The sequence below is a fragment of the Streptomyces sp. NPDC049954 genome, from assembly GCF_040656295.1.
GTDB lineage: Bacteria > Actinomycetota > Actinomycetes > Streptomycetales > Streptomycetaceae > Streptomyces.
This window is the reverse complement of sequence record NZ_JBFALS010000008.1, coordinates 274,487-299,469: the sequence shown is the minus strand read 5'-3', so window position 1 is coordinate 299,469 and position 24,983 is coordinate 274,487. Positions and strand designations below refer to the sequence as shown.

At 73.7% G+C, this 24,983-nt stretch carries 20 protein-coding genes and 1 pseudogene; 15 read left to right on the top strand and 6 right to left on the bottom strand.

All coding sequences use genetic code 11. From position 1 onward, the window contains the following. Nucleotides 1-160: 160 nt before the first annotated feature. A complete protein-coding gene (locus AB0J21_RS20780; RefSeq protein ID WP_363147499.1) occupies nt 161-1,972 on the top strand; it encodes an adenylyl cyclase in 1,812 nt (603 codons plus the stop codon). Between the two features lie 247 nt (nt 1,973-2,219). Here AB0J21_RS20780 and AB0J21_RS20775 read toward each other — a convergent pair. Next, nucleotides 2,220-2,540: pseudogene (locus AB0J21_RS20775) on the bottom strand (PRC-barrel domain-containing protein); the annotation flags it as partial. A gap of 211 nt (nt 2,541-2,751) precedes the next feature. Between AB0J21_RS20775 and AB0J21_RS20770 the strand changes: the two are divergent. Further along, complete coding sequence (locus AB0J21_RS20770; RefSeq protein ID WP_363147498.1) at nt 2,752-3,351, top strand: DUF1349 domain-containing protein; 600 nt, start codon at nt 2,752-2,754, stop codon at nt 3,349-3,351. Nucleotides 3,352-3,381: 30 nt separating this feature from the next. Here AB0J21_RS20770 and AB0J21_RS20765 read toward each other — a convergent pair whose 3' ends face one another. Further along, nucleotides 3,382-4,716: an aromatic acid exporter family protein gene (locus AB0J21_RS20765; RefSeq protein WP_363147637.1), complete on the bottom strand. Its 1,335-nt coding sequence runs from the start codon at nt 4,714-4,716 to the stop codon at nt 3,382-3,384. A gap of 211 nt (nt 4,717-4,927) precedes the next feature. Between AB0J21_RS20765 and AB0J21_RS20760 the strand changes: the two genes are divergently transcribed. From AB0J21_RS20760 to AB0J21_RS20750, 3 genes are all read left to right on the top strand, one after another. Continuing rightward, nucleotides 4,928-6,256 (top strand): MFS transporter, encoded by a 1,329-nt coding sequence (locus AB0J21_RS20760; protein ID WP_363147497.1) that lies wholly within the window; start codon nt 4,928-4,930, stop codon nt 6,254-6,256. A gap of 207 nt (nt 6,257-6,463) precedes the next feature. Beyond that, nucleotides 6,464-7,039 (top strand): ATP-binding protein, encoded by a 576-nt coding sequence (locus AB0J21_RS20755; RefSeq protein WP_363147496.1) that lies wholly within the window; start codon nt 6,464-6,466, stop codon nt 7,037-7,039. A 31-nt stretch (nt 7,040-7,070) separates the two neighbouring features. After that, the gene (locus tag AB0J21_RS20750; protein WP_363147636.1) at nt 7,071-7,385 is read left to right on the top strand and encodes a DUF5133 domain-containing protein; all 315 of its coding nucleotides are present in this window, start codon (nt 7,071-7,073) and stop codon (nt 7,383-7,385) included. Between the two features lie 78 nt (nt 7,386-7,463). On the opposite strand, the gene AB0J21_RS20745 is transcribed toward AB0J21_RS20750, so the two are convergent. Next, entirely contained in the window at nt 7,464-7,955 is a 492-nt protein-coding gene (locus tag AB0J21_RS20745) for a DUF6083 domain-containing protein (protein WP_363147495.1), read from the bottom strand. A gap of 394 nt (nt 7,956-8,349) precedes the next feature. Between AB0J21_RS20745 and AB0J21_RS20740 the strand changes: the two genes are divergently transcribed. Both AB0J21_RS20740 and AB0J21_RS20735 read left to right on the top strand, forming a co-directional pair. Beyond that, nucleotides 8,350-9,546, top strand: a complete 1,197-nt coding sequence (locus AB0J21_RS20740; protein WP_363147494.1) for a macrolide family glycosyltransferase — start codon at nt 8,350-8,352, stop codon at nt 9,544-9,546. Nucleotides 9,547-9,650: 104 nt separating this feature from the next. Next, entirely contained in the window at nt 9,651-11,783 is a 2,133-nt protein-coding gene (locus AB0J21_RS20735; RefSeq protein WP_363147493.1) for a heavy metal translocating P-type ATPase, read from the top strand. A gap of 24 nt (nt 11,784-11,807) precedes the next feature. On the opposite strand, the gene AB0J21_RS20730 is transcribed toward AB0J21_RS20735, so the two are convergent. Next, nucleotides 11,808-12,317: a DUF664 domain-containing protein gene (locus AB0J21_RS20730; RefSeq protein WP_363147492.1), complete on the bottom strand. Its 510-nt coding sequence runs from the start codon at nt 12,315-12,317 to the stop codon at nt 11,808-11,810. A 263-nt stretch (nt 12,318-12,580) separates the two neighbouring features. Further along, nucleotides 12,581-13,300: an SDR family oxidoreductase gene (locus AB0J21_RS20725; RefSeq protein ID WP_363147491.1), complete on the bottom strand. Its 720-nt coding sequence runs from the start codon at nt 13,298-13,300 to the stop codon at nt 12,581-12,583. 172 nt (nt 13,301-13,472) lie between these two features. Here AB0J21_RS20725 and AB0J21_RS20720 point away from each other — a divergent pair, with 172 nt between their 5' ends. From AB0J21_RS20720 to AB0J21_RS20685, 8 genes are all read left to right on the top strand, one after another. Further along, nucleotides 13,473-14,090: a TetR/AcrR family transcriptional regulator gene (locus tag AB0J21_RS20720; protein WP_363147490.1), complete on the top strand. Its 618-nt coding sequence runs from the start codon at nt 13,473-13,475 to the stop codon at nt 14,088-14,090. After that, a complete protein-coding gene (locus AB0J21_RS20715; protein WP_363147489.1) occupies nt 14,087-15,040 on the top strand; it encodes an alpha/beta hydrolase in 954 nt (317 codons plus the stop codon). Before AB0J21_RS20720 ends, AB0J21_RS20715 begins: the two co-directional genes overlap by 4 nt. 160 nt (nt 15,041-15,200) lie before the next feature. Next, complete coding sequence (locus tag AB0J21_RS20710) at nt 15,201-16,310, top strand: substrate-binding domain-containing protein (protein WP_363147488.1); 1,110 nt, start codon at nt 15,201-15,203, stop codon at nt 16,308-16,310. A 126-nt stretch (nt 16,311-16,436) separates the two neighbouring features. Next, complete coding sequence (locus tag AB0J21_RS20705; protein ID WP_363147487.1) at nt 16,437-17,765, top strand: extracellular solute-binding protein; 1,329 nt, start codon at nt 16,437-16,439, stop codon at nt 17,763-17,765. A 159-nt stretch (nt 17,766-17,924) separates the two neighbouring features. Beyond that, entirely contained in the window at nt 17,925-18,917 is a 993-nt protein-coding gene (locus AB0J21_RS20700) for a sugar ABC transporter permease (RefSeq protein WP_363147486.1), read from the top strand. Beyond that, nucleotides 18,914-19,783 (top strand): carbohydrate ABC transporter permease, encoded by an 870-nt coding sequence (locus AB0J21_RS20695; protein WP_363147485.1) that lies wholly within the window; start codon nt 18,914-18,916, stop codon nt 19,781-19,783. Before AB0J21_RS20700 ends, AB0J21_RS20695 begins: the two co-directional genes overlap by 4 nt. Further along, the gene (locus AB0J21_RS20690) at nt 19,780-20,799 is read left to right on the top strand and encodes a hydroxyacid dehydrogenase (RefSeq protein WP_363147484.1); all 1,020 of its coding nucleotides are present in this window, start codon (nt 19,780-19,782) and stop codon (nt 20,797-20,799) included. The genes AB0J21_RS20695 and AB0J21_RS20690 overlap by 4 nt, the downstream gene beginning before the upstream one ends. Then, nucleotides 20,796-22,685, top strand: coding sequence for a DUF2264 domain-containing protein (locus AB0J21_RS20685; RefSeq protein WP_363147483.1), 1,890 nt, complete (start codon nt 20,796-20,798; stop codon nt 22,683-22,685). The genes AB0J21_RS20690 and AB0J21_RS20685 overlap by 4 nt, the downstream gene beginning before the upstream one ends. Before the next feature lie 57 nt (nt 22,686-22,742). Here the strand turns inward: AB0J21_RS20685 and AB0J21_RS20680 are convergent, their stop codons facing one another. After that, nucleotides 22,743-24,953: an MMPL family transporter gene (locus AB0J21_RS20680; RefSeq protein ID WP_363147482.1), complete on the bottom strand. Its 2,211-nt coding sequence runs from the start codon at nt 24,951-24,953 to the stop codon at nt 22,743-22,745. Nucleotides 24,954-24,983 lie beyond the last annotated feature (30 nt).

Genomic DNA, 24,983 nt, shown 5'->3' with positions numbered 1-24,983 from the left:
CGACAGGCGCACGAGTGCCGTCGGCAGCCCCAACTCCGAGATCACGCCATCTCATTGACGCTGCACATCGGTGGTGATTCACTTCGTGGCTGAGAGAGCGCTCTCAGCGACAGGGACCGGCCGGCGGTTCAGTTATTTCCACCACTTCGCAGGGAGAGCCGTGTCCACCATTCCCTCTCGCCGCAGCGTGCTGCGCGGAGCGGCCGTCGCCGCCGTGCCGCTGATCGGCGGCATCGGCGCAGGCCCGGCGTTCGCGTCGGCCGCCACCTCCGACTCCCACGGAAAGGGCGGCACCACCGCCGGCCTCGGACCGAACGTCCTGGTCTTCGATCCGTCCATGGGCGACGCGGCGATCCAGGCCCAGGTCGACGCCGTCTTCGCCACCCAGGAGTCCAACCAGTTCGGCGACGAGCGCTATGCCCTGGCCTTCCTGCCGGGCACCTACCACGTCGACATCAACGTCGGCTTCTACACGCACGTCCTGGGCCTCGGCACGAGCCCCGAGGACGTGGTGATCAACGGGCACGTCACGGTCGACGCGCAGTGGCTGGAGGGAAACGGCACCCAGAACTTCTGGCGCACCGCGGAGAACCTGACCATCGCGCCGCCCGACGGCCTGGAACGCTGGGCCGTCGCCCAGGCCGGACCGATGCGCCGCGTGCACATCAAGGGCGACATGACGCTGTTCCCGAGCCCGCCGGGCAACCAGTGGTCCAGCGGCGGCTTCCTGGCCGACAGCGTGGTCGACGGGCAGGTCGAGTCGGGTACGCAGCAGCAGTGGCTGTCGCGCAACGACACGTTCGGCAGCTGGAGCGGCTCCAACTGGAACATGGTCTTCGTCGGCGTGCAGGGCGCGCCCGCACAGTCCTACCCGACCCCTCCGTACACCACGATCGACCGCACCCCGGTGATCCGGGAGAAGCCGTTCCTCACGGTGGACCGCCACGGTTCCTACCAGGTGTTCGTGCCCTCGCTGCGCAGGAACAGCACGGGTACCACCTGGGCGCACGGCCCGGCCCGCGGCCGCGCCGTCCCGCTCTCGCAGTTCCACGTGGCCCGGCCCGGCGACTCCGCCGCCGCTCTGAACCGCGCGCTCGCCCAGGGCAAGCACCTGCTGATCACGCCGGGCGTCTACGACATCTCGGCGCCGCTGCGCGTGCACCGCCCCGGCACGGTCGTCCTGGGGATCGGCCTCGCCACCCTGCGCTCCACGCACGGCAACACCGTGCTGGACGTCGCCGACGTCTCCGGCGTCACCGTCGCCGGTGTGCTCTTCGAGGCCGCCTCCCGGCACACCCCCCTGCTGCTGCGCGTCGGCGACGGCCGCGGCCGTCGGCGGCACCTCGCCGACCCCACCGCGCTGTTCGACGTCTACGCCCGGATCGGCGGCGCGCTGGCCGGCGGCGCCGAGGTCAGCGTCCGGATCGACAGCAACGACGTGATCTGCGACAACCTCTGGCTCTGGCGCGCCGACCACGGGCTCGACGGCACCGTCGGCTGGTCGGTCAACCCCGCCGACACCGGCGTCATCGTCAACGGGGACCACGTCACCGCGTACGCGCTCGCCGTCGAGCACTACCAGAAGCACGAGGTGCTGTGGAAGGGCGAGCACGGCAGCACCTACTTCTTCCAGAACGAGCACCCCTACGACGTGCCGACCCAGTCGGCCTGGAGACACGGCTCGACCCTCGGCTACGCGGCCTACAAGGTCGCCGACGACGTGCGCACCCACCACGCGTGGGGCCTGGGCAGCTACTGCTTCTTCAACCTCGGCGCGAACATCTACACCGACCGCGCCTACGAGGTCCCCGACACCCCGGGCGTCGTCCTCACCGACCTGATGTCGGTCTGCCTCAACGACGCGGGCGGCGGCGGCATCCTGCACTGCGTCAACGACACCGGTGACCCCGTGCAGAACGGCTTCGGCACGTACAGCATGAAGTCCTACGCGAACGGCACCGGCAGCGTGTGACCCTCGGGCGGAGGCGGTGCGCCACTCGGCCCGGTGCGGGACGGGTGGCGCACCGCGCGGGGCCCTCGCGAAGGCGCGGCGGCGGGCGGGCCGCGAGCGCCGGGATCCGCCTCTGCCCAGCAGGTGCCGGGCGCCGTCAACTTCAGGGAGGTGTGCCGCCGGTCCCGCCGAAGTCGTCGTCCGCGGCGTTCTCGCGCGCCACCTCACGCTCCGTCTCCCCCCAGCCCTCCGCCTCCTCCGGTACGACCGTGAGCCCGTAGTACGTGTAGAGCGCGCTCTCCTGCGCGGCGTCCAGGTGCTCGTCCGCGTCGTCCGGCCGGGGCGCGTCGCGCACGAGGTCCTTGGTGTACGGGACGTGCAGCATCCGCCCCTCCCGCTCGGCTCCGGCGAGCGGGACGAAGTGCTCCCGGATGCCGAGCAGGCCCGTCTTCACGGTGACCCACTCCGGGCGGCCCGTGCGGTCGTCGAGGTAGACCTCGTCGACCCCGCCGATCTTCTCGCCGTCGACGTCGTACACGTCGAGGCCGTCCAGTTCGTCGGGGTTGTCGAGGGCGTGGTCCACCGCCATCGCCGCCACCTCCCTGCCTCGGGCGCGACCCGGTCCTGCCTCCATGGCGCCGCGTCCGCGCGCCCGCGGCAACCGCAGCACCGTCCCGCCCGTGTCACCGGACACCGTCGCGCGCACGGCCCGGCACCCTGTGCGAGGCTTCACCGGTAGGGCCGAACGGGTGAAGCAGGTGCCCGCCGCACACCGGCGGGACGGAAGACCGAGGAGACCGATGCGGACACGGCAGTCCTCGCGCTGGGACGAGGCGCGCTGGCTCAACGAACCCCCCGAGGCGGTGTCCGACCCGGCGGGCGGCCTACGGGTCACCACCGCCGAGGGCAGCGACTTCTGGCGCACCACCTCGTACGGGTTCGTCCGCGACAGCGGACACGCGCTGCTCGCCCCCTTCCCGCAGGACAGCGCCGTCGAGGTGACCTTCGAGGCCACGCTCCCCGAGCTGTACGACCAGGCGGGCGTCATGGTCCGGGTGGACGAGGGGACCTGGGTCAAGGCCGGAGTCGAGTCCACTGACGGCAGCCCGCACCTGGGAGCGGTCGTCACGCACGGCACGTCCGACTGGTCCCTGAGCCCGGTACCCGACTGGGCGGGAGCCTCGGTGACGGTCCGGGTCAGCCGCTTCGGCGACGCCCTCACGGTGCGGGCCCGCAAGGACGAGGGGGAGTGGCGCATGGTCCGCCTCGCTCACCTCCCCGCCGACGCCGAGGTGAGCGCCGGGCCCTTCTGCTGCTCCCCGCAGCGGGACGCGCTGACCGTGCGCTTCACCCGATTCGTCCTCGGCCCCGCCGACCGGGGGCTGCACGAGGGGCCGTGACCGGCCCGCGGCCCGGGCCGGACAGGGGCGTCAGCTCTCACCCCGGCGGGTTCTGGCCCGCTCGCCCGGCGCCGGCCGCGCCGTGGCGCCCGGCTCCCCGGCCGGCCCCGTTCGGGGAGCCGGCACGGCGGGGGAGGGGCGTCGCCGACGCCGGCGCAGACTCGCCGCCCGCGTCCGCAGCCGGGTCAGACGGGGGCTGCGTTCGCGCTGTTCCCTGGCGTTGCGGTCGAGTTCCTCCAGCAGCCGCTGGGAGCGGTGCTCCAGGTCGAGTTCGGCCAGGATGCGGTCCACCTCGGTGAGCAGTGCTCCGTAGAGGAACCAGTGCTCCGCGTCGTGCCGGGTGCTCTCGCGCAGCAGTCGGCCCACGGTCTCGCGGCCCCGGGCCGCCGCGAGGAGTTCGGCGGTGAGCCGCTCCTCCGCGGCCTGGGCGCTGTCACTGACCGGCGTGGTCACGAGCACCGCGAAACTCACCAGCGCGTCCGCGACGTGCCCGAGCATGCTCTCCACCGCCCGCCCGGCCTCGGGCGGGAACAGGTCCTTGCCCTCCCGTGCCCCGTCCGCCGCCCGTCCGTGGGCGAGGTCGGTGAAGGTACGGGCGAGGACCCGCAGGACGACGGTGCAGATCTCCAGGGTGTCCAGCCCGGTGCGCAGCACGACCCGGTTCAGCAGACCCTCCCTCACACGCGGGTTGAACCGCAGGCTCTCCTCCGCCTGCCGCAGCGCCGCGTCCACGTCCGCGATGTCGTGGTCGAGGTCCCTCGCCTCCTGGAGGCGGGCCCGGGCGTCCTCCACCGGGGTCGCGCTGCTCAGCTCCTCACCGATCCGCAGCAGCAGCCTGCGCATACGCCGTGCCAGGTCCTCCAGCGCGTCCCCCGCCGTCCGCGTCCACACGGGCGGCGCGAAGACGAAGTTGAACAGCAGGCCGACCAGCGCCCCGATGACGGTCTCCAGCACCCGGTCCCAGGCCGTGTCCGTGACCCGGCCGACCCCGAGCACGAGCATCGCGCTGATCGCCACCTCCGGGACGAACTCGCTCACCCTGACCGCGTGCCCGATCACCAGCGAGGCCAGGATGATCAGGCCGAGGCTCCACCACGTGAGCCCCACCAGGACGCTGAAGCCGACCGCGATGAGCACCCCGACGACGACCGCGGTCACCCGGCGGATCCCCGTGGTGAGGGTCGAGTAGAGAGTCACCTGGACCACGAGCAGGGCCGTCAGAGGGGCCGTCAGCGGCGCGGGCTCGTCACTCAGCCGCAGGGCGACCACATAGGCGAGGGTCGCGGCGGCGGCCGAGCGCACCGTCCGGACGAACCCGGGCTCGTTCCTGGCGCGTCCCCAGAGAGCACGGACGGCGGCTTTCACGTCTTGTGGATCACGCACGCTCCGATCCTTCCCCCACGTCGGCCCGGCCAGGCATCCCGATCGTCCTTCAGTTCGAGTGTGTGGGGCCGGGGTTCGCGTCGGAGGGAGGGCCGCCGACGGCTGCCTCGCGGGCTATTGTTCCATTTCTGGATGATCGCGAGCCCCCTCATGCATTGGACGCATTGAATGGTCCGTACATACATTTGTTCGCGTGACCGAGAGCCTGTCCATACCCCCGCCCCATGTCAGCGGTACCCCCGCCTTCCGGCGTGCCTGTGCCGCCCTCTTCGCGGCGGGGCTCGGCACCTTCATGACGCTGTACTGCGTCCAGGCACTCCTGCCGTCCCTGGCCTCCGACCTCGACCTGTCGCCCGCCGGGGCCTCGCTCAGCGTCTCGGTCGCGACCCTGGCCATGGCGGTCGGGGTCATCCCGCTGACCGCTGTCTCCGACGCCTGGAACCGCACCTCGATGATGTCGCTCGCGCTCGGCGCGGCGGCCGTCTTCGGTATCGCCTCTGCCTTCGCGCCGAACTTCCCCGTCCTGCTGCTGCTCCGCCTCCTGCAGGGGCTCTCGCTCGCCGGCCTCCAGGCCACCGCGATGTCCTACCTCGCCGAGGAGGTGCACCCCGGCTCGCTGGGGCAGGCGATGGGCCTGTACGTCGCGGGCAACGGGATCGGCGGGATGCTCGGTCGGCTCGCCGCGGACGGCGTCCTGCAGTGGACGCACAGCTGGCGCTGGTCGATCGGGGCCGTCGGCGTCATCGCCGCCGTGTGCGCCCTCGTCTTCCGCCTCGCGATCCCGCCCTCCGTCCGCTTCGTGCCCAAGGAGGCCACGCCGCGGGCGCTCCTGCGCGGAGTGGGCCGGGCCCTGCCGGACAGTGGACTGCTGCGGCTGTACCTCATCGGGTTCATGGCCATGGCCGCCTTCGTCACCGTCTACAACTACCTCGGCTTCCGGCTCATCGACGCCCCCTTCAACCTGTCGGAGGGCACGGCGGGCCTGCTGTTCATCACCTACCTCTCGGGGTCCTTCTCCTCCGCCCTCGCCGGCCGGCTCGTGGACCGCTGCGGCAGGCGGCTCGTCCTCGGCCCCGCGCTCGCCGTCGCCCTCGTGGGGCTCCTGCTCATGCTGATCCCGCACCTGGGCGGGGTCATCCCCGGGCTCGTAATCTTCACGGTGGGGTTCTTCGCGGCGCACGCCGTGGCCAGCGGCTGGGTCGGGGCCCGCTCCTCGGCCCTCGGCGTGCAGGGCGCCGCCGTCTACCTGTTCTTCTACTACGCGGGCAGCGCGATCGGTGGCTCGGCGGGCGGCTCCGTCTACAGCCACGGACACTGGGGCGGGCTCACCGTCTACACCTGCGTCCTGGTCGCGATCGGACTGTTGAGCGCGCTGAGCCTGTGGCGTCTGGGCGGCCCCTCGCGAGGCCGCGTCGTCAGCGCCACGACGGCAGGCGGGACGGCGGCCACGTCCCCCGCCGGGCCGGCCGCCGAAGCGCCGCCCGGGGCCGCCGGGGCCGGGGCCTCCACGACAGGCGGCTGAGCCCGGGAGCCGGAGGGCCGGCGCGGGCGACACCTGCCGTTCGGGTGTTCCGGGACACGGCCCTGAGCTGCGGCGATGACACAGCGACAGGCTGCGTGTTGCGGAAGTCACCCTTTCGGGCCAGGGTGGCGATGACCCTCAGAACGACACCGCTCACTCTTCGTACTCGGGGCAGGGAGTAGTGGGCTTCGCGTAAGGAGCCAGGACATGGCTGGTGTGGTCAATCGCCGCTGCACGCTCGAGGTCGAAGCGACCGAGGAGCGGCTCTCACAGGTCCGGCGCATCGCCGCGGCCCACCTGCGCCACTGGGGACTCGATCTCCAGGTCGCCCCCGTCTGCTGCGCGGTCGACGAACTTCTGCGCAATGTCGCAGCCCACGCCCGGGGCGACAAGAGCAGCGTCGTCGAGATCCGCTGGAGCGGCCGGCAACTCACCGTCTCGGTCGCCGACCGCGACCACCGGCTGCCACGACTGCTGACCTCCCTCAAAGGCGGCCTCGGCAAAGTCGCCGCGCTCAGCGACAGCTGGGGCACCTGCGCCACGGCCGAGGGCAAGGTCATCTGGTTCACCCGCCTCGTCAAGGACGCCCAGCGCATCCCCGCGCCCGGCAGCCTCCCCACCCACACGGCCCCCGCCGCGCAGCCGGTCCCGCCCCTCCCACTGCCCCACGAGGTGCCCGCCCCGCCCGAGCGGGCCCGCGAACCGCTCACCGCGGAGCGGACCGCCGTCGCGGCGGACGCCACCGAGGACACGCCCACGCTGTCCGCCGCCCAGGGCAGGTGAGCGCGCCGTGGAGAAGAGCCGGGTGCCGGCCATGCTGCACCCCGAACGCCGTGCCGTGGCCCGGGTACTCGACCGCTACCGCGCCTGGGAGCGGCTGGTGCTCGACCACCCGTCCAACGGCACGGTGCGCCGCCGCTTCGAGGCGACCGCGTACACCCTGTGCGTCCTGATGGCGCAGCGCACCAGCCGGGAGGCCGCCCTCGCCGCCGAGCGCTACCTCGGTGTCGCCCTGCGCCGCCGCCGGGCCATCGGCGTCGCCCCGCCCGAACCGGACCGCCCACCGCAGCCCACCCCGCCCGCCCGGCCCCTGCGACCCGAGGCGTACGGCGCGGTGCCGGTCGGCTAGGCCCACGGCACGGCTCGCTCCGTCCCCGTCGCCCCGGGTGAGGCGGCGGGGACGAGGTGCCCGTGCCCCGACGCGCCCTCAGGCCGATCTGCGTCCGGCGGCCAACGAGGCGGCGCCCGCCGGGCACAACTCGTGGTGGGCGGCGCGGCACGGGCGCCAGGACGGGCCGCCCGTCACCCCCACCGCCGTACCGTCGGCGGCGATCCGCCAGCGGCTGCCGGGCGGCACCAGTGCGCAGGGCCGCTCCCCGGGCTCCAGCAGCACCCAGCGGCCCCGGGCCGTCCGCCGCCACTCCGCGGGCGCCCCGCACAGCCCGCACCGCCCGAACACCGGGGCGTCCGGGCCGCCCTGATCAGGTATCGCCGCGAGCCGCCGCGCGGCGCGGGACGGGGACTGCCCGGAGGCGACCGGCGACCGGACCGCACCGCCGCCGCGCGCGACCGGGGGACCCGCCACCGAAGCCGCCGGCCGCAGAGCGCTCAGCACCTCGGGCAGTACCTCGGCCAAGGGCACCGGCTCGGGCCCCGGCGAGACACCGCCGACCCGCTCGCACCTGTCACACACCGTCATGCGTGTGCTCCCGCGCCACCTGCCGTAAGGACCACCGCAGCTGTCGCACCGATAGCGGACGAACCCCATGACCTCCACCCCACCCCGTCCTGATGAACCTCGTCCTGTTGAAGCCGTCCCGCACATCGTTCCACCCGGGTCTGACAACGCGGCCCCACCTGCGTGAACACCGCGCCACGCCGGGACGCCGGACGTGCGGGCCCGCGTGCGGGCACCACCCCCGTAAACCTGTTGAGACTCGCGCGCCACCACCCCTACGCTGCCCCCATGAGCTTCTTGCAGATCTACGGCTGACGGCCCGACGCACCGAGCGGCGGCGCCCCCGCAGCGGGGCACCGCCGCCGGATCACGCTGCCATCCGCCGTCACGATCAGAGAATCGAGAGTGCTCACCCATGCCTCGTCCCACCACGCCCGCACGCCCGCGCGCCCATGTCGCGGTGATCGGTGTCCCGGCGATCAGCCACGTGCTGCCCAGCCTGGAGATCGTCCGCGAACTCGTACGCCGAGGACACCGGGTCACCGCCGCCAACGACCCGCTGCTCGCCGACCTCCTGACCGCCACCGGCGCCGAGTTCGTGCCCTTCTCCTCGCAGCTCCCGCCCGTGCGGAAAGCCGCCTGGCCCGAGGAGCCGATCGCCGGTATGACCGAGTTCCTCGACGACGCCCGCCGGGTACTGCCCCAGCTGCGCGCCGCGTACGAGGACGACCCGGCGGACCTGTACCTGTACGACATCGGCGCCTACGCCGCGCGCGCCCTCGCCGAGGCCCAGGGACGGCCGCTCCTCCAGCTCTCGCCGACCTTCGTGGGATGGGAGGGCTACGAGGAGGAGGTCGCCGCCGCCGTGTGGCGACTGCCCGGCGCCGACGCCTACCGTGCGGCCTTCACCGCGTGGCTGCGCGAGAGCGGGGCGAGGACCCTGGACATGGACGTCTTCGTCGGCCCCCCGGCCCGTTCCCTGGCCCTCGTGCCGCGCGCGATGCAGCCGCACGCGGAAAGGGTGAACACGGACGTCGTCACGTTCGTGGGTCCCTGCTCGGGCGAGCGGGCCCGGCGGGAGACGTGGCGGCGCCCCGAGGACGCCGAGACCGTCGTCCTCGTGTCCCTGGGCTCCGCCTACACCCGGCAGCCGGAGTTCTACCGGCAGTGTCTCGCCGCGTTCGGCGGCCTGCCCGGTCTGCACCTCGTGCTCCAGATCGGCGCGGACGTCGACCCGGCCGAACTGGGGCCGCTGCCGCCGCACGTGGAGGTGCACTCCTGGGTGCCGCAGCTCGCCGTACTGGAACAGGCGGATCTCTTCGTCACCCACGCGGGCATGGGCGGCTGCGGAGAGGGGCTGCTCACCGGCACACCGATGATCGCCGTCCCGCAGGCGGCCGAACAGTTCGTCAACGCCGACCGGCTCGTCGAACTCGGCGTGGCGCGCCGCCTCGACACCGACGAGGCGGACGCGGCGAACCTCCGCGCGGCTCTGAACCACCTGACCGGCGACCCCGAGGTGGCCCGGCGCTGCGCCGCGCTGCGCACCCAGGCCCGGGCAGAGGGCGGAGCCCCGCGGGCCGCCGACCTGATCGAGGAACTCCTCCCGTGACAGGCACGGCTGACCCCCACTCGCCTCCACCTGTGTGAGGCGGGTGTGCGCCGGATCGTCACCGCCCGGACGCGGTGGCGGTCCGGCGCTCGCATGATGGGGGCATGGACGAGCAGCACGCGCGAGGGCCGCGACCGCACGGCGACGCCCACGGCGACCACGCGCAGCACGGCGGAGCCGGCGGCCGCAGGGGCCAGGGCACAGACGGCGACCGCAGCGGCCAGGGCGGCCATCGTGGGCACAGGGGTCACGGCGACCACGTCGCGATGTTCCGCCGCCTGTTCTGGACGATGCTCGTCCTCGCCGTCCCGGTCACCCTCTTCAGCCCGATGTTCGCCGACCTGCTCGGCTACCACCTGCCGTCCGGGGCCTGGGTCGGGTGGGTCTCCCCGGTGCTCGGCACCGTGCTGTTCCTGTGGGGCGGCCGTCCCTTTCTGACCGGGGCCGTGAGTGAGCTGCGCGGACGCAGTCCCGGCATGATGACGCTCATCGCCCTGGCGATCACGGTGGCCTTCGTGTCCTCGCTGTGCGCGAGCCTCGGTCTCGTCGGTGACGACCTCGACTTCTGGTGGGAGCTGGCCCTGCTCGTCGTCATCATGCTGCTCGGCCACTGGCTGGAGATGAAGTCCCTCGCGGCCTCGCGCGGCGCCCTCCAGTCCCTCGCCGCGCTCCTGCCCGACACGGCGGAACGCCTCGGCGCGGACGGCCGGCCCCGCCCCGTTCCGCCGGCCGAACTGCGCGTCGGCGACACGGTGCTGGTCCGGCCGGGCGCCCGGGTCCCGGCGGACGGCGAGGTCACCGGGGGAGCGGCCGCCGTGGACGAGTCGATGATCACGGGCGAGTCGGTGCCGGTCCACCGGGGCGAGGGCGAACGCGTCGTGGCCGGGACCGTCGCGACCGACGACGTGCTGCGGGTACGGGTCACCGCCGTGGGCGAGGACACCGCGCTCGCCGGAATCCAGCGGCTCGTGGCCGAGGCCCAGAACTCGACCTCGCGCAGCCAGGTCCTCGCCGACCGGGCGGCGGGCTGGCTGTTCTGGTACGCGCTCGCCGCCGCGGCGGTCACCGTGACCGTGTGGCTCGCTCTCGGCAGGCCCGAGGACGCGCTCACCCGCACCATCACGGTGCTCGTCATCGCGTGCCCGCACGCCCTCGGCCTCGCGATCCCGCTGGTGGTGGCCCTCGCCACGGAGAAGGCGGCCCGGGGCGGAGTGCTCGTCACCGACCGCCGCGCGCTGGAGGCGATGCGGCTCGTCGACACCGTCCTCTTCGACAAGACCGGCACCCTCACCAAGGGCGAGCCCGCCGTCACCGGCATCGCGACCGCGGGGGCCGGCGCGGCAGCCGGGAGAACGGCGGGGGAGGAGCACCTGCTCGCCCTGGCGGCGGCCGTCGAGAGCGAGAGCCAGCACCCGCTGGCCAGGGCCGTGGTCGCGGCGGCCCGGGCACGCGGACTGCGCCCGCCGACCGCCACCGGCCTCGACTCCGCCGGCGGCACGGGGGTGAGCGGCCGCGTCGACGGCCGCACCGTCGAGGTCGGCGGCCCCGCCCTCCTGGCCCGCCGCCATCTGCGCCCCCTCGCGGAGGCACGCGGCTGGGAGGAGCGGGGCGCGACCGTCCTGCACCTCGTGGCGGACGGCACGGTACGCGGCGCGCTCGCCCTCGCCGACGAGGTGCGCCCCGAGTCGCGGGAGGCCGTCGGGGCCCTGCACCGGCGCGGACTGAGTGTCGGCATGCTCACCGGCGACGCCGAACCGGTGGCCCGCGCCGTCGGGACCGCGCTGGACGTCGACGAGGTCGTCGCCGGGGTACGCCCGGACGGCAAGGGCGCCCAGGTCGCGCGGCTCCAGGAGCGGGGCCGCACCGTGGCCATGGTGGGGGACGGGGTGAACGACGCCCCCGCCCTGGCCCGCGCCGACGTGGGCCTGGCGATCGGCGCGGGCACCGACGTGGCCATCGCCTCGGCCGGCATCGTGCTGGCCGGGGACGATCCGCGCACCGTGCTGTCCGTCATCGACCTGTCGGTGGCCACGTACCGCACGATGCGCCAGAACCTGGCCTGGGCCGCGGGCTACAACATCCTCGCGGTGCCGCTCGCCGCAGGGGTGCTCGCCCCCGTCGGCTTCACCCTGCCGATGGAGGCGGGCGCCCTGCTGATGTCCGCGTCGACGGTCGTGGTGGCGCTCAACGCCCAGCTCCTGCGCCGGCTCGACCTCACGCCCTGGCGGCGGGCCTGAGGGGGACCGGCCCCGCGCGCCCGGTCAGCGTCGTTCCAGCACCCCCCGGACGAACGCGGCCTGGCCGATGTGCTGGAGACAGTCGGAGACGACGCTCACCAGCCGCACCCCGAGCGTCACCGGAGGGGACCAGTTCTCGTCCACGATCCGGTCGAGCGCCGCATCGTCCAGGCCCGCCACGTACGCCTGGGTGCGGGCGTGGACCGCGTCGAAGTAGCCGAGCAGCAGCTCCCCCGAGTCCACCTCCACCTGGCCGGCCTCGTGGGCGCTCTGACCGAAACCGGTGGCCTCCGGGGGCAGCGGCAGGGAGAAACGATCCGCCCAGCCCTCCGAGATCCACACCTGCTCCTGGCCCGCCGCATCCGCGAGGTGGTCGTCCTGCACCCGCGTCAGATGCCAGACCAGCCAGGTGACCGAGTTGGCCCTGGGGTCGAGCCGCGCGTTGAGGTCCTGCGCCGAGAGGTCCTCGACCGTCCCGTGCACCTCCTCGTTGATCCGCTCGAAGGCGTCCGTCAGCAGTTCCACGCTCTTCATGGGGTTCCTCGTCTCCGTCCACCGTTCCTCGTCCGGCCAGGACGGCCGGACCCCCCACCTTGACCGCTCACCTGCCCCTGGAGCGGGAACCGACACGGGCCGGATCGCCCGGGAGCACACGGACCCCCACGCGTGCCGCCCGGACGCGCCGGTGCGCGGACGTGCCCGTACGCAGAACGTGTCCGTGGCCGGCAGTGCCTGCCGTACGCAGGACGTGCCTGTGCCCGGCAGCGCGTGCCGTACGCAGGACACGTCCACGCCGGTCAGCCGAGAGTGACCAGCCGCGCACCGCCGTCCGACTCGAACACGCTGCCCGTGACATTGCCGTTGCGGGCCGCGAGGACGACGAGTTCGGCGATCTCCTCGGGGCGCGCCACGTGCTGGACGGGCAGCGTCTTGCCGAGCTGCGCGAAGTAGGACTCGCGTGCCCCGGTCTCCATGCCGGACCACCACGGCGTGTCCACGACGCCCGGCGAGACGGCGTTGACCCGCACCGGGGCCAGTTCGTTCGCGAGGGGGCGGACCATCGCCTCCAGCGCGCCGTTGACCGCGGCGAGCCCGGCGGTGCCCGGCAGCGCCGCCCGCGCCGAGACCGCGCTCAGGAAGGTCACGGAACCGTCCCGGGCGAGGTGCGGGAGGAGCGCCTGGAGCGTCACCAGATGCGGCCAGAACTTCCCCTCGAAGGCGGTGCGCAGATCGTCGAGGGACAACTCGGCGATGCGCCCCGCGCCCGCGCCGCCGCTCGCGGCCAGCACCAGGTGGTCGACGGTGCCCAGCCGCTCCCCGAGCGAGCGCATCGCCCCGGTCTCACCGGCGTCCGCACGGTGCCAGGTGATGTCCGGCTCCCGCGCCGCCAGATCCTCGATCACCTCCGCACGCCGGCCGGTGGCGTGCACCGCCTCGCCGTGGGCCAGCAGCAGTCGCGCGGTGGCCAGTCCGATGCCCGAAGTGCCCCCGACGACGAGGGCGATGGGTCGAGTCATGCCGACACTTCTCCTTAGGTGTACTACCTGGAACCGAGGGGAACCGGAGCGCCGCGAAGCCGTGACGTCCTCCCCGTCCGTCGCCCGTCCGCGCGTGGCGGGCAGCGCCGCACGAGGGGTGCGCACGCTGCCCGCTTTTCCGAACCGTGGCGTCTCGTATTAAGGTAGTCCCATGACGTCGAGCACTCAACCCCCCTCCGGGGAAGCCGCGTTCGAGCGGCGTGGCCGCAAACGCAGCGCCTCCAGCAGGGAGGCGATCCTCCTCTCCGCGTACCACCTCGCCGCGGAAGGCGGCTTCGCCGCGCTCACGGTGGAGGGCATCGCGCGGCGGGCGGGCGTCGGCAAGCAGACGATCTACCGGTGGTGGCCCTCCCGGGCGCACGTCCTGCTGGACGGGCTCGGCCACAAGGCGGACCTGCAGATCCCCACCGAGGACCTCGGGAGCTGGGAGAAGGATCTGCGGGCCTTCCTCGACGCCTCCTTCAGGCTGGGCTCCCGACCCGAAGTCGTCCTCATCCTGCGGGCGTTGATGGCGCAGGCGCAGATCGACCCGGACTTCGCCCCGGTGTTCCGGGAGGAGTTCCTCCAGCGCCGCCGCGCGGCCCTCGGCCTGCTCCTCGAACGCGCCGCCCGGCGCGGTGACCTGCCCCCGCAGCCCGCGCCCGCGCTCGTTCCCGACCTCGTGTTCGGCGTCATCTGGTACCGCGTCCTGGCCGCTGAGGACCCGGTGCCGCCGCCCGGACTGACGGAGGACCTGCTGCGCACCCTCGTGCCCGGGGCGGGGCGGTGACACCGGCCGGGCGGGCGGCCCCGGCGGCCGATCTCGCGGTGCGCGGACACGGCGACGTCCGGCTGCGGTGCCGTGACTGGGGCGGTACGGGACCCGGCGTCCTCTTCCTGCACGGGCTCGCCGGGCACGTGGGGGAGTGGGAGGCGACGGCGCGGTCGTCGCGCGCGGAGGGCTGGCGGGCGGCCGCCTTCGACCAGCGGGGCCACGGCGGCAGCGAACGGCGTCCCGCAGAGGTGGGACACGCCGCCCAGGTGGCCGACACGGTCGCCGTGATCCGTGCGCTGCGGCTGGCGCCGGTCGTGCTCGTGGGGCAGTCGCTGGGTGGCAGGACGGCGCTGCTGACCGGCGCCGCCCACCCCGAACTCGTCCGCGCCGTCGTCCTGGTGGAGTGCGACGCAGGTGAGCGGCCGCGCGAGGAGACCGGGACCGGGGCCGGTGCGCAGCCGGGCCGGGATGCCGATGCCGGGCCGGACCGGGAGGACGATGCGGAAGCCCGCGATGCGCCCGCGAGCGCTCCCGCCGCCGAGCCTCCCGCCCTCGCGTGGCTGCGGTCCTGGCCCGTCCCGTTCGCCTCCCGCACCGAGGCGGTGACCCGTCTCGGGGGCGGACGGCTCGGCGAGGGCTGGGCCGACGGACTGGAGCGGCGGGCGGACGGCTGGTGGCCGCGTTTCGACCTCGACGTCATGGCGGCGGTTCTCGCGGCCGCCGACACGGCCCCCGCGTGGGAGGCGTGGACGCGGCTCGACCGCCCCGCGCTGCTGGTGACGGCCCAGCACGGCTTCCTCGAAGGCGGTACGGCACCTTCGGTGCGGAACATGTTCGACGCCCGTCCCTCGACCTGGTCCGCGGGCGTGCCGGGCGCCGGGCACGACGTCCACCTCGAACAACCGGAGGCCCTGCACGCGGCGCTCGCCCCGTTCCTGCGCGCCCTGCCTCCCGGGGCCGGGTGACCGCCGCGCGGCCTCCGGCCCGGGAACCGGCCCTCGGCCCCGCCCCCGAGATCTCCGCGCCCTCAACTTGATCGTTATGCTTCCGGGAAAAGCGTTCAAACGAACATCACGTCCCCGGGTGCGCGCCGCGAGGCCGGCCGGTCCGGGCGGGAGGGGCACCATGCGTGAGCCGGTAGAGGTCAGACGCCAGCGAATCCTCGCGGCCGTCGAGGCGCGCGGCCGGGCCAGGGTCGCCGACCTCGCCGCCGAACTCGACGTGTCCGTCGTGACCGTACGCAGGGACGTCGAGGAGCTGGCCCGGGCGGGCCGGCTCGCCCGGGGCCACGGCGTCGCGCGGTCCCTGGCCCCGGTGGCCGAGGCGCGGGGCGCGGGGGAAGCGCCGGACGAGGGGCGCGCGGTCGCCGTCGTCGTCCCCCAGCGGCACTCCTACCTGTTCGAGACGCTGAACGGGGCCCGCCAGGTCCTGGAGGCGTCCGGTACCCGGATCGCCCTGCACATCGCGCCGCAGGGCCCGGACACCGAACGGGCGATGACCGAGTCCGCGCTCGCCGGCGGCGCCCGTGGAGTGCTCATCGCCCCGCGCTGGCGCAGTCTGGCCGCCGAGCGCGCCGACTACGCGTGGCTCGCCGAACTCCCCGTGCCCACCGTCCTGATGGAGCGCCGCCCGGCACCCGGCAGCCCCCTGCACGCGCGCGACTCGGTCTGCTCCGACCACTGGTACGGGGTGCACCTCGCGGTCGAGCACCTCGTCTCCCGCGGGCACCGCCGTATCGTGCTCGCCGCGCGCGACGACAGCCCCACCGCGCGCGCCGTACGGGCCGCCTTCGCCGAGATCACCACCGCCCGTCCGGAGGTCGAGCACGCGGTGGTGGCGCTCAGCTCCCCGCTGGCGGTGCCCGATCCGGCGGACGAGCCGGACGCCGGCGAACTGGACCTCGCCGCGCTCCTGCGCGCGCACCGGGCCACCGCCGCCGTCCTGCACGGGGACGAGGACGCGCTGATCCACGTCCAGCGACTCGCGGAGGCGGGCGTGCGGGTGCCCGAGGACTGCTCGGTGATCGCCTACGACGACGTCGTCGCCGGGCTCGGCAGCACCCCGCTGACCGCGGTCGCCCCGCCCAAGGCGCGGATCGGCGCCGCCGCGGCCCAACTCCTCCTGGACCGGCTGGAAGAAGCCGCCGCGGGAACGCTCGCCCCGGTGCGCAGGACGGAACTCCTGCCCGAACTGAAGGTACGCGGATCGGTGGGCGAACTGCCCCCGGCGGAATGAGCGAATGACCGCTTGCGGTTTCTTCTGATCGTTCTATTGACCGCTCTTGTTCGATCGAGCAGGATGCCGATGTCCCGGACGCGCCGAGCGCCGGGAGACGAGCCGCAGGAGCCGCAGGAGGCGTACATGCCGGATCGACAGAGCCGTCGGTCCGTGCTCGCCGCGATGGCCGCACTGCCGCTCGCGGGCGCTCTGAGCGCCTGCGGCGGACAGCAGTCGGGCAGAGCGCGCAGCGCGGGAAAGACGACCGTCACGTTCTGGTCGGCCCTCAGGGGCAGCCAGGAGGTGGTGGACGCGTTCAACAGGACCAGCCGCACCATCCACGTCGACTTCCAGCTCATCCCGGGAGGGCAGCAGGGCGGCTATCTCAAACTCAGCAACGCCGCCCGCGCCGGGAACGCCCCCGACATCGCGACCATCGAGTACCCGCAGCTGCCGGGGTTCGCGATCGACGGGGTGGCCACCGACATCACGGACCTCCTCAGCGACCGGCTGCGCCGCAAACTGCTCCCGCAGTCCCTCGGACTGACGACCTTCGACCGCAAGGTCTTCGCGGTGCCGCTGGACGTCGAACCCATGGTGCTGCACTACCGCAAGGACCTCTTCGACCAGTACGGCATCGAGGTGCCGCGCACCTGGGACGCCTACGAGCACGCCGCCCGGGCCGTGCGCAAGGCCGACCGCGACCGGCGCCTGGGCCCCTTCTGGTCGGACGGCGCCAACGAGTTCGCCGCCTACAACTGGGCCGGAGGAGCACGCTGGTTCAGGATCGAGGGCGACACCTGGCACATATCGATGACCGACGCGCCCACCCGGCGGGTCGCCGCCCTCTGGCAGCACCTCATCGACGAGGACCTCGTCTTCGTCAACCCGGGCCAGAGCAAGGAGGGCGACGCCCAGATCGCCGCCGGCCGGGTCCTCACCCGTCTCAACGGGGCCTGGGACGCCGGCGCGCAGATGAGCGCGCGGCCCGGCCAGAAGGGCCGCTGGCGCATCGCGCCGATGCCGCAGTGGGACGAGAACCGGCCCCGCGTCAGCACCAACGGCGGCTCGACCTTCGCCCTCACCAAGGACTGCCGCAACCGTGAGGCCGCCATGGAGTTCGTCGAGTGGCAGGTCAGCAATCCCGCGTCGCTGCGCGCCCGGCTCTCCAGCGGAGCCAGCAGCCAGTACCCGGCCGTGCCCGCGCTGGTGCCCGTCGCCCGGAAGGCCTTCGACCGCTCCTACTACGGCGGCCAGGACATCTACTCCCTCTTCCGCCAGGAGGCCGAGAAGATCGACGACGGCTGGGCTTGGGGGCCCCGCATGACCTCCACCACCAACCTCCTCCAGGACGGCTTCGCCCGGGTGGACGGCGCGGGCGGCACCCTGATCGACGCGCTGCGCGACGCCCAGGACGGCACCATGCCGGACCTGCGCGCGATGGGCCTGTCCGCCGTCGCCCACGACAACTGACGTCGCGCGCCGCCGGTTTCCGCGTCGCCCGCACCTCGACCCCCGCGACGCGCACGAAACCGCCCCTGAACAGCCGCTCGGCACCACCCTCCTTCCCGTTCCTCCCGCCGCGCCCCGGCAGCCGGCACCCCTCACCTTCAGAGAGGCAGGTGAACCGCCATGACGACCACGACCGCCACCGCGAGCACGCCCCCGCCGCCCACCGCGGCGAGCGACCGGCACCCCGCCCCGCCACGGCGCCCCGGCCGCAAGTCCGCGCGCCGCAGAGAACTCGGCGCCGCGAGTTTCCTGATGGCGCCCTTCTTCCTCCTGCTCGTCGCCGTGTTCCTCGTGCCCCTGGGCACCGCCGTCTACTTCAGCTTCTTCGGCGCCGACCAGCCGGGACTCGGCTTCGGGCCCGAACGCACCGTGTTCACCGGGCTGCGCGGCTACACGGCCGTCCTGACCGACCCCACCTTCCTCGCCGGACTCGGCAGGGTGGCCCTCTACGCCGTCTTCTACCTGCCGCTGCTGGTCATCGCCTCGCTCGCCCTCGCGCTGCTGCTCGACTCCGGCGTCGCCCGCCTCAGGTCCTTCGCCCAACTCGCCCTGTTCCTGCCGCACGCGGTGCCCGGCATCATCGCCGCCGTCATCTGGCTGTACCTCTACACCCCCGGCCTCAGCCCGGTCATCGAGGCCCTCGGCCAGGCCGACTGGCACGTCAACTTCCTGGGTGTGCACGCCGTCATCCCGTCGATGGTCAACATCGCGGTGTGGAGCAACCTCGGCTACAACATGATCGTCTTCTACGCCGCGCTCCAGGCCGTGCCCCGCGAGGTCGTCGAGGCCGCCGTGGTCGACGGGGCGGGGCCGGTGCGCACCGCCCTGCGCGTCAAGACACCGATGGTGCGCTCCTCCGTCGTCATGGTCGCGATGTTCACCATGATCGGCGCGCTCCAGCTGTTCACCGAACCGATGCTGCTCGGCCAGTCCACCCCGACGATCAGCGACCGGTTCTCGCCGAGCATGTACATCTACGACGCGGCCTTCGCCCGCAACAACTACGGCCTCGCGGCCGCCGCCTCCGTCGTGCTCCTCGTCGTCACCATCGCCCTGTCCTTCGCGGTCACCCGCTGGACCAACCGCGCCGGCCGCGAGGAGGCCACCCGATGAGCGTCGCCACCCACGGTCCCGCCGGAACGCGCCCGCGCGCGGTCGGCCGGGCCACCGTCAACCTCGTCGTCGGGGTCTCGGTCCTCTACACGCTGCTGCCCGTGCTGTGGCTGCTGCTCGCCTCGACCAAGAACCGCGACGCCCTCTTCAGCAGCGACATCCTGTCGCTGAGCGACTTCTCGTTCCTCGCCAACCTCCGCGACCTGTTCTCCATGGACGACGGGATCTACGCCCGCTGGTACGGCAACAGCCTGCTGTACGCCGTGCTCGGCGCCGCTCTCGGAGCCCTGCTGAGCGTTGCCTGCGGCTACGCCTTCGACAAGTACCGCTTCCGGCACAAGGAGAAGCTGTTCGCTCTGGTCCTCGCCGCCGTCATGGTCCCGCAGACCGTCCTCGCCCTGCCGCTCTACCTGATCGCCTCCAAGACCGGCGTCGTCAACACCTTCTGGGCCGTGTTCATCCCTCTCCTGTTCAACCCCTTCGGCGTCTACCTCGGCCGCATCTTCAGCCAGGGCTACGTCCCCGACGAGGTGCTGGAGGCGGCGCGCGTCGACGGAGCGGGAGAACTGGCGACCTGGTTCCGCGTCGCCCTGCGCATGCTCGGCCCCGGACTGGTCACCGTCTTCCTGTTCCAGCTCACCGCGATCTGGAACAACTTCTTCCTGCCGATGGTCATGCTCTCCGACCAGAAGCTGTATCCCGTGAGCCTCGGGCTCTACACCTGGAACAGCTCCGCCAACGTCGCGCCCGACTACTATCCCGTCGTGATCATGGGATCGCTGCTCGCCATCCTCCCGCTGATCCTCGCCTTCTCCCTGCTCCAGCGCTTCTGGAAGTCGGGCCTGACCGCCGGAGCCGTCAAATGAGCCCCGCCCCCCGGCGCCCCCGCGCCGCGCTCGCCATGAGCCGTGACGCCGCGACCGCCGTACTCGACCAGGACACCCTGACCCGGCTGCGCGCCGTCGTGGACCTCGCCGAGGGCCCCGTCCTCGACGATCTCACCACCCCGTACGCCCGCGGGGTGCTCGCCAACGCCGAACTCCTCGTGACCGGCTGGGGCTGCCCGCCGCTGGACGCCGCCGTCCTGGCCGCCGCCCCCCGGCTGCGGGCCGTCGCGCACACCGCGGGCTCCGTGCGCGGACACGTCACCGAAGCCTGCTGGGAGCGCGGCGTCGAGGTGTCCTCCGCCGCCGCGGCCAACGCCGTGCCCGTCGCCGAGTACACCCTCGCGATGATCCTGCTGGCCAACAAGGAGATACGGGAACGGGCCCGCGCCTACCACGACACCCGCCGCCGCGGGAACTGGCTGAGCACCCCGCAGCGAGTCGGCAACTACCGCCGCACCGTAGGGCTGTTGTCCGCCTCCCTGGTCGGCCGGCGGGTCGCCGAACTCCTGCGCCCGCACGACTTCACGGTCCTTCTCCACGACCCGTACGTCACCGACGAGGAGGCCGCCGCGCTCGGCGCGCGGCGGGTGGAGCTGCCCGAACTCTTCGGCCGCAGCGACGTGGTGAGCGTGCACACCCCGCTGCTGCCCGAGACCCGGGGGCTGGTCGACCGCGCACTCCTCGGCCTCATGCGGGAAAGAGCGACCCTGATCAACACCTCGCGCGGCGCCGTGATCGACCAGGACGCCCTGACCGGACTGGTCCTGGCCGGCCGGGTCCGCGCCGTCCTCGACGTCACCGTCCCCGAGGAACTCCCGGCCGGGCACCCGTTGTGGGACTGCCCCGACGCCGTCATCACCCCGCACCTCGCCGGCTCCCAGGGCAACGAGTGGCGCCGCCTCGCCGACCTCACCGCCGAGGAGGTGACCCGCTGGGCCGCGGGTCACGGATTCGCCCACCCCGTACGACGCGAAAGGCTGGCCTTCCTCGCATGAACGCCCCCCACCCGAGCGGCCCCGCGTACCTGCCCGAGGACCGCGAGCTCAGTCCGTACACCGGGTACACCCGCGACCACTGGGAGGCCGCAGCCGACGGACTGCTGACCGCCGCCTGGAAGTGGGCCACGCCCGGACAGGCCCTCCTCGACCTGCCGGGACCGCCCTCCCGCTCGGGGGTGCGCTCCGACGGGCTCGAAGGCTATGCGCGTACCTTCCTCGCCGCCGCCTTCCGCGTCGCGGGCGCGGGCGGCGCCGACCCGCACGGCTGGCTGGAGCGGTACGCGCTCGGCCTGGACGCGGGCACCCGCACCCCCGGCCGCGAGGACACCGAGTCCTGGCCCGTCATCCGCGACCACACGGTGTTCGGCCAGCCCATGGTCGAGTCCGCCTCCGTCGCCCTCGGCCTGCGCCTGACGCGGCCCTGGCTGTGGGACCGGCTCGACGCGGGCACCCAGGACCGGGCCGAGCAGTGGCTGCGCGGCGCGCTGCACTCCGTCCCCGCCCCCAACAACTGGTACCTCTTCCCGTTCACCGTCGCGAGCTTCCTGGAGGAGGTCGGCCGGGGCGACGCGCGGACCGCGGCCGCCCGCACCCGCGCCCTCGACCTGCTGGAGGGCTGGTACGTCGGCGACGGCTGGTACACCGACGGCGACGGCCGGGCCTTTGACCACTACAACGGATGGGCGCTGCACCTCTACCCGCTGCTGCACGCCCACCTCGCGAAGGACACCGGGCTGTCCGCACACCTCGGGCCCCGCCTGAGCGCACACCTCGAAAGCCTCTCCCTGCTGTTCGGGGCCGACGGCGCGCCGATCCACTTCGGGCGCTCCCTCACCTACCGGTTCGCCGCCGGGGCCGCCGTGGCCCTCGGCGCGGTCACCGGGCACACCCCGCTGAGCCCCGGCACCTCCCGCCGTCTGCTGAGCGGCACCCTGCGCCACTTCCTTCAGCGCGGGGCCACCGGGGACGACGGCCTGCTGAGCCTCGGCTGGCACGGCCCGCACCCCGCGACCCTCCAGCCCTACTCGGGCCCCGGCTCCCCGTACTGGGCCTCGAAGGCGTTCGCGGCGCTGCTCGCCCCGGCCGGCCACCCCCTCTGGACGGCGACCGAGGAGGCGGCGCCCAGCGAGGGGCCGGACCGCGTCCTCGCCGTGCCCGCCCCCGGGTTCCTCGTCCAGTCCACCGGCGGCGACGGGATCGTACGGCTGCACAACCACGGCAGCCACAAGCTGCGTCCGCCCGAGGGCGAGGACCCGGCGGCGGACGATCCCCTGTACGGCCGCCTCGCGTACTCCACCAGCACCGGCCCGACCGCCGTGCACAACGTCCCCGACAACCACTTCGCCGTGGTCGTGGACGGTGCGGCGAGCGTACGGCGCCGGGTCCACCCGCTCGGCGCCGGTGGAGGCGGGGACTGGGGCTGGGCCGGTTCCTGGCACGGCCCGGTCTTCCCGGCAGGGCCCGTGGCCCACCCCGGCCTGCGCGTCGAGTCGGTGACCGTGGCCCGCGGCCGCGACGAACTGCGCGTGCACCGCGTACTGGGCGCCCCGCCCGGTGCGGCCGTACGCGAGACGGGCTGGGCCACCGCCCCCGACGCGTCCCCGGCCGCCACGCTCCACCCCCTGCTGGGCTGGAGCGCGCACGACACCGCCCGGGCCCCGCAGGGAACGGCCATGACGCGCTGGGCCCAGGTCCCCCGGCTCACCGCACCGGCCTCGGGCACCGCCCTGTTCGCCTCCCTGGCCCGCCTGGGCGAACAGGCCCCGGACCGCGAACTGCCGCAGGCCCACGCCGAGGGGGACCGCACCGTACGCGTGCGCTGGGCGGACGGCGCCGAGACCGCGATCTCCTTCGGGCCGTGCGGGGTGGCGCACCGGGCATGAGTGAGGGGCGGGCGCTCCGTGTGGGAGTGCCCGCCCCGAAGCAGGTACCGACGCCCCTCAGCTCACCTCGCCCCTGGTGTCGGAGGCGGCGGCGGGCGCCGTCACCCGGCTCGCGCGCGGCGGCAGTGCGTCCCCCTCGACATCCACGTTCGGCACGGCGCGCTCCAGCCACCGCGGCAGCGCCCAGGCGTACCGGCCCAGGAGCGCCAGGACGGCGGGCACCACCGTCAGCCGCACCACGAACGCGTCGATGAGCACGCCGACGGTGAGCGCGAAACCGATCGACTTGATGATCGGGTCGTGGTTGAAGATGAAGCCGCCGAACACGGCCGCCATGATGAGCGCGGCGGCCGTGACGACGCGTCCGCTGCGCTCCACACCGTGCTCGACGGCGGCCCGCGCGTCCCGGTGGTGGTGGAAGTGCTCCCGCATCCGGCTGACGACGAACACCTCGTAGTCCATCGCCAGGCCGAACAGCACCCCGATCAGCAGCACCGGCAGGAAGCTCACGACCGGGGCCGCCGCGCCGAGCTGGAACAGCCCCGACAGACGCCCCTCCTGGAAGACCCACACCACCGCGCCCAGGCTGGCCGCGATCGACAGCAGGAAGCCCAGGACGGCCTTGAGGGGGACGAGGAGCGACCGGAAGGCGGTCAGCAGCAGGAGCAGCGCGAGGACCACGATGATCGCGATGAACAGCGGGAGCGCGGCGGACAGCTTCGCGGACACGTCGATCCCGGCCGCCGTCTGGCCCGCGACGTACGCCGTGCCGCCCGCCCGGTCGACGGGGCGGGCGGCCTCGTCGCGCAGCCGGTGCACCATGTCGGTGGTGGCCCGGTCGTCCGGACCGGTCTTCGGAACGACGCCGAGGACCGTGATCCGGCCGTCCTTCGTCGCGCGCGGCGGGATCACGGTGGCCACGTTCCGGTCCTTCTCCAGGACGCCGCCGACCTCCTTGACGAGGGTCTCCCGCCGCTCCCGGGGCACCTTCGCGTTGTCCACGACCACGGTGAGTGTCGCGTTGAACCCGGGCCCGAAGCCTTTCGCCAGCAGGTCGTAGCTCTTGTGCTGGGTGCTGGCGGCCGGCTGGGTCTCGTTGCTCGGCAGGCCGAGACGCAGGTCCTTCGCGGGCACCGCGAGGGCCAGCAGCCCCACCACGCTCGCCACCAGGACGGGAATCGGGAAACGCGTCATCAGCCGGCCCCAGGCCAGCCCCCACGCACCCGCCCGGCGCTCCCGCCCCGCCCCGGTCGCGCGGGTCTTCGGGCGCAGCCGTTCACCGAGGAAGGCCAGCAGCGCCGGTACGAGGGTGAGCGCGATCAGGACCGCGATGAGCACCGTGCCGGCCGCGGCCAGCCCCATGACGGTGAGGAAGGGGATGCCGGCGGCGGACAGCGCGGCGAGCGCGACCATCACCGTGACCCCCGCGAAGGTCACCGCACTGCCGGCCGTCGCGGTGGCCCGGGCGATCGAGTCCTCCAGATCCTGTTCCGGGTCGGCGAGTTGCTCGCGGTGCCGGGACACGATGAACAGCGCGTAGTCGATGCCGACCGCGAGGCCGATCATCAGGGCGAGCACGGTCGCGGTGTTGGTCATCTCCACGAACCGGGACAGGAACTGCACGGTCAGCACACCGGTGCCGACCCCCACCAGCGCGGTGACCAGGGGAAGCCCGGCCGCGAGCAGGGAGCCGAGCGCCACCGCCAGGACCACGAAGGCGACCACCACGCCCACGATCTCGGCGGGGCCGCCGACCTCGACCGGGGGAGTGGACACCGTACCGCCCAGTTCGACGGTCAGACCGGCGTCCCGGGCCGGGGCGAGAGCACGCTCCAGCCGGTCCTTCGCGGACTGCGGCACGCTGTCGGCGGGGGTGGCGAACACGGCGTCCGCGTAGCCGATCGCGCGGTCCTTCGAGACGGTGCCCGTCTTCGCCGGGTCCGTGACGTCGATGACGCCGGGCACCTCGGCGACCTCCCGGAGCGTGGCGCTGACGGCCCGCTGCTCTGTCCTGCCCGTCAGCCGCTTCCCGTCCGGGGCGGCGAACACGACGCGTGCCGTTCCGCCAGCCGCCTGGGGGAACTCCTTCTTCAGCAGGTCCTGGGCCTGTTGCGACTCGATGCCGGGCACGGTGAACTCGGTCGTGAGCTTCCCGCTCAGCGTCGTCCCGAGCCCGACCGCCACGGCGAGCAGCAGCACCCACACGGCGACCACCCGGCCCCGGCGGCGTGCCGCCCAACGTCCCAGCGCGTACAAGCGTTTCGCCACGGCAGGTCTCTCCCGTCCCCGGTGACCACA

What these genes read in the sequence shown, in the direction of transcription:
- AB0J21_RS20770 (WP_363147498.1), top strand. Translation starts at nt 2,752, where the DNA reads ATGCGGACACGGCAGTCCTCGCGCTGGGACGAGGCGCGCTGGCTCAAC.
- AB0J21_RS20755 (WP_363147496.1), top strand. Translation starts at nt 6,464, where the DNA reads ATGGCTGGTGTGGTCAATCGCCGCTGCACGCTCGAGGTCGAAGCGACC.
- AB0J21_RS20750 (WP_363147636.1), top strand. Translation starts at nt 7,071, where the DNA reads ATGCTGCACCCCGAACGCCGTGCCGTGGCCCGGGTACTCGACCGCTAC.
- AB0J21_RS20745 (WP_363147495.1), bottom strand. Translation starts at nt 7,955, where the DNA reads ATGACGGTGTGTGACAGGTGCGAGCGGGTCGGCGGTGTCTCGCCGGGG.
- AB0J21_RS20740 (WP_363147494.1), top strand. Translation starts at nt 8,350, where the DNA reads ATGCCTCGTCCCACCACGCCCGCACGCCCGCGCGCCCATGTCGCGGTG.
- AB0J21_RS20735 (WP_363147493.1), top strand. Translation starts at nt 9,651, where the DNA reads ATGGACGAGCAGCACGCGCGAGGGCCGCGACCGCACGGCGACGCCCAC.
- AB0J21_RS20730 (WP_363147492.1), bottom strand. Translation starts at nt 12,317, where the DNA reads ATGAAGAGCGTGGAACTGCTGACGGACGCCTTCGAGCGGATCAACGAG.
- AB0J21_RS20725 (WP_363147491.1), bottom strand. Translation starts at nt 13,300, where the DNA reads ATGACTCGACCCATCGCCCTCGTCGTCGGGGGCACTTCGGGCATCGGA.
- AB0J21_RS20720 (WP_363147490.1), top strand. Translation starts at nt 13,473, where the DNA reads ATGACGTCGAGCACTCAACCCCCCTCCGGGGAAGCCGCGTTCGAGCGG.
- AB0J21_RS20710 (WP_363147488.1), top strand. Translation starts at nt 15,201, where the DNA reads ATGCGTGAGCCGGTAGAGGTCAGACGCCAGCGAATCCTCGCGGCCGTC.
- AB0J21_RS20705 (WP_363147487.1), top strand. Translation starts at nt 16,437, where the DNA reads ATGCCGGATCGACAGAGCCGTCGGTCCGTGCTCGCCGCGATGGCCGCA.
- AB0J21_RS20700 (WP_363147486.1), top strand. Translation starts at nt 17,925, where the DNA reads ATGACGACCACGACCGCCACCGCGAGCACGCCCCCGCCGCCCACCGCG.
- AB0J21_RS20695 (WP_363147485.1), top strand. Translation starts at nt 18,914, where the DNA reads ATGAGCGTCGCCACCCACGGTCCCGCCGGAACGCGCCCGCGCGCGGTC.
- AB0J21_RS20690 (WP_363147484.1), top strand. Translation starts at nt 19,780, where the DNA reads ATGAGCCCCGCCCCCCGGCGCCCCCGCGCCGCGCTCGCCATGAGCCGT.
- AB0J21_RS20685 (WP_363147483.1), top strand. Translation starts at nt 20,796, where the DNA reads ATGAACGCCCCCCACCCGAGCGGCCCCGCGTACCTGCCCGAGGACCGC.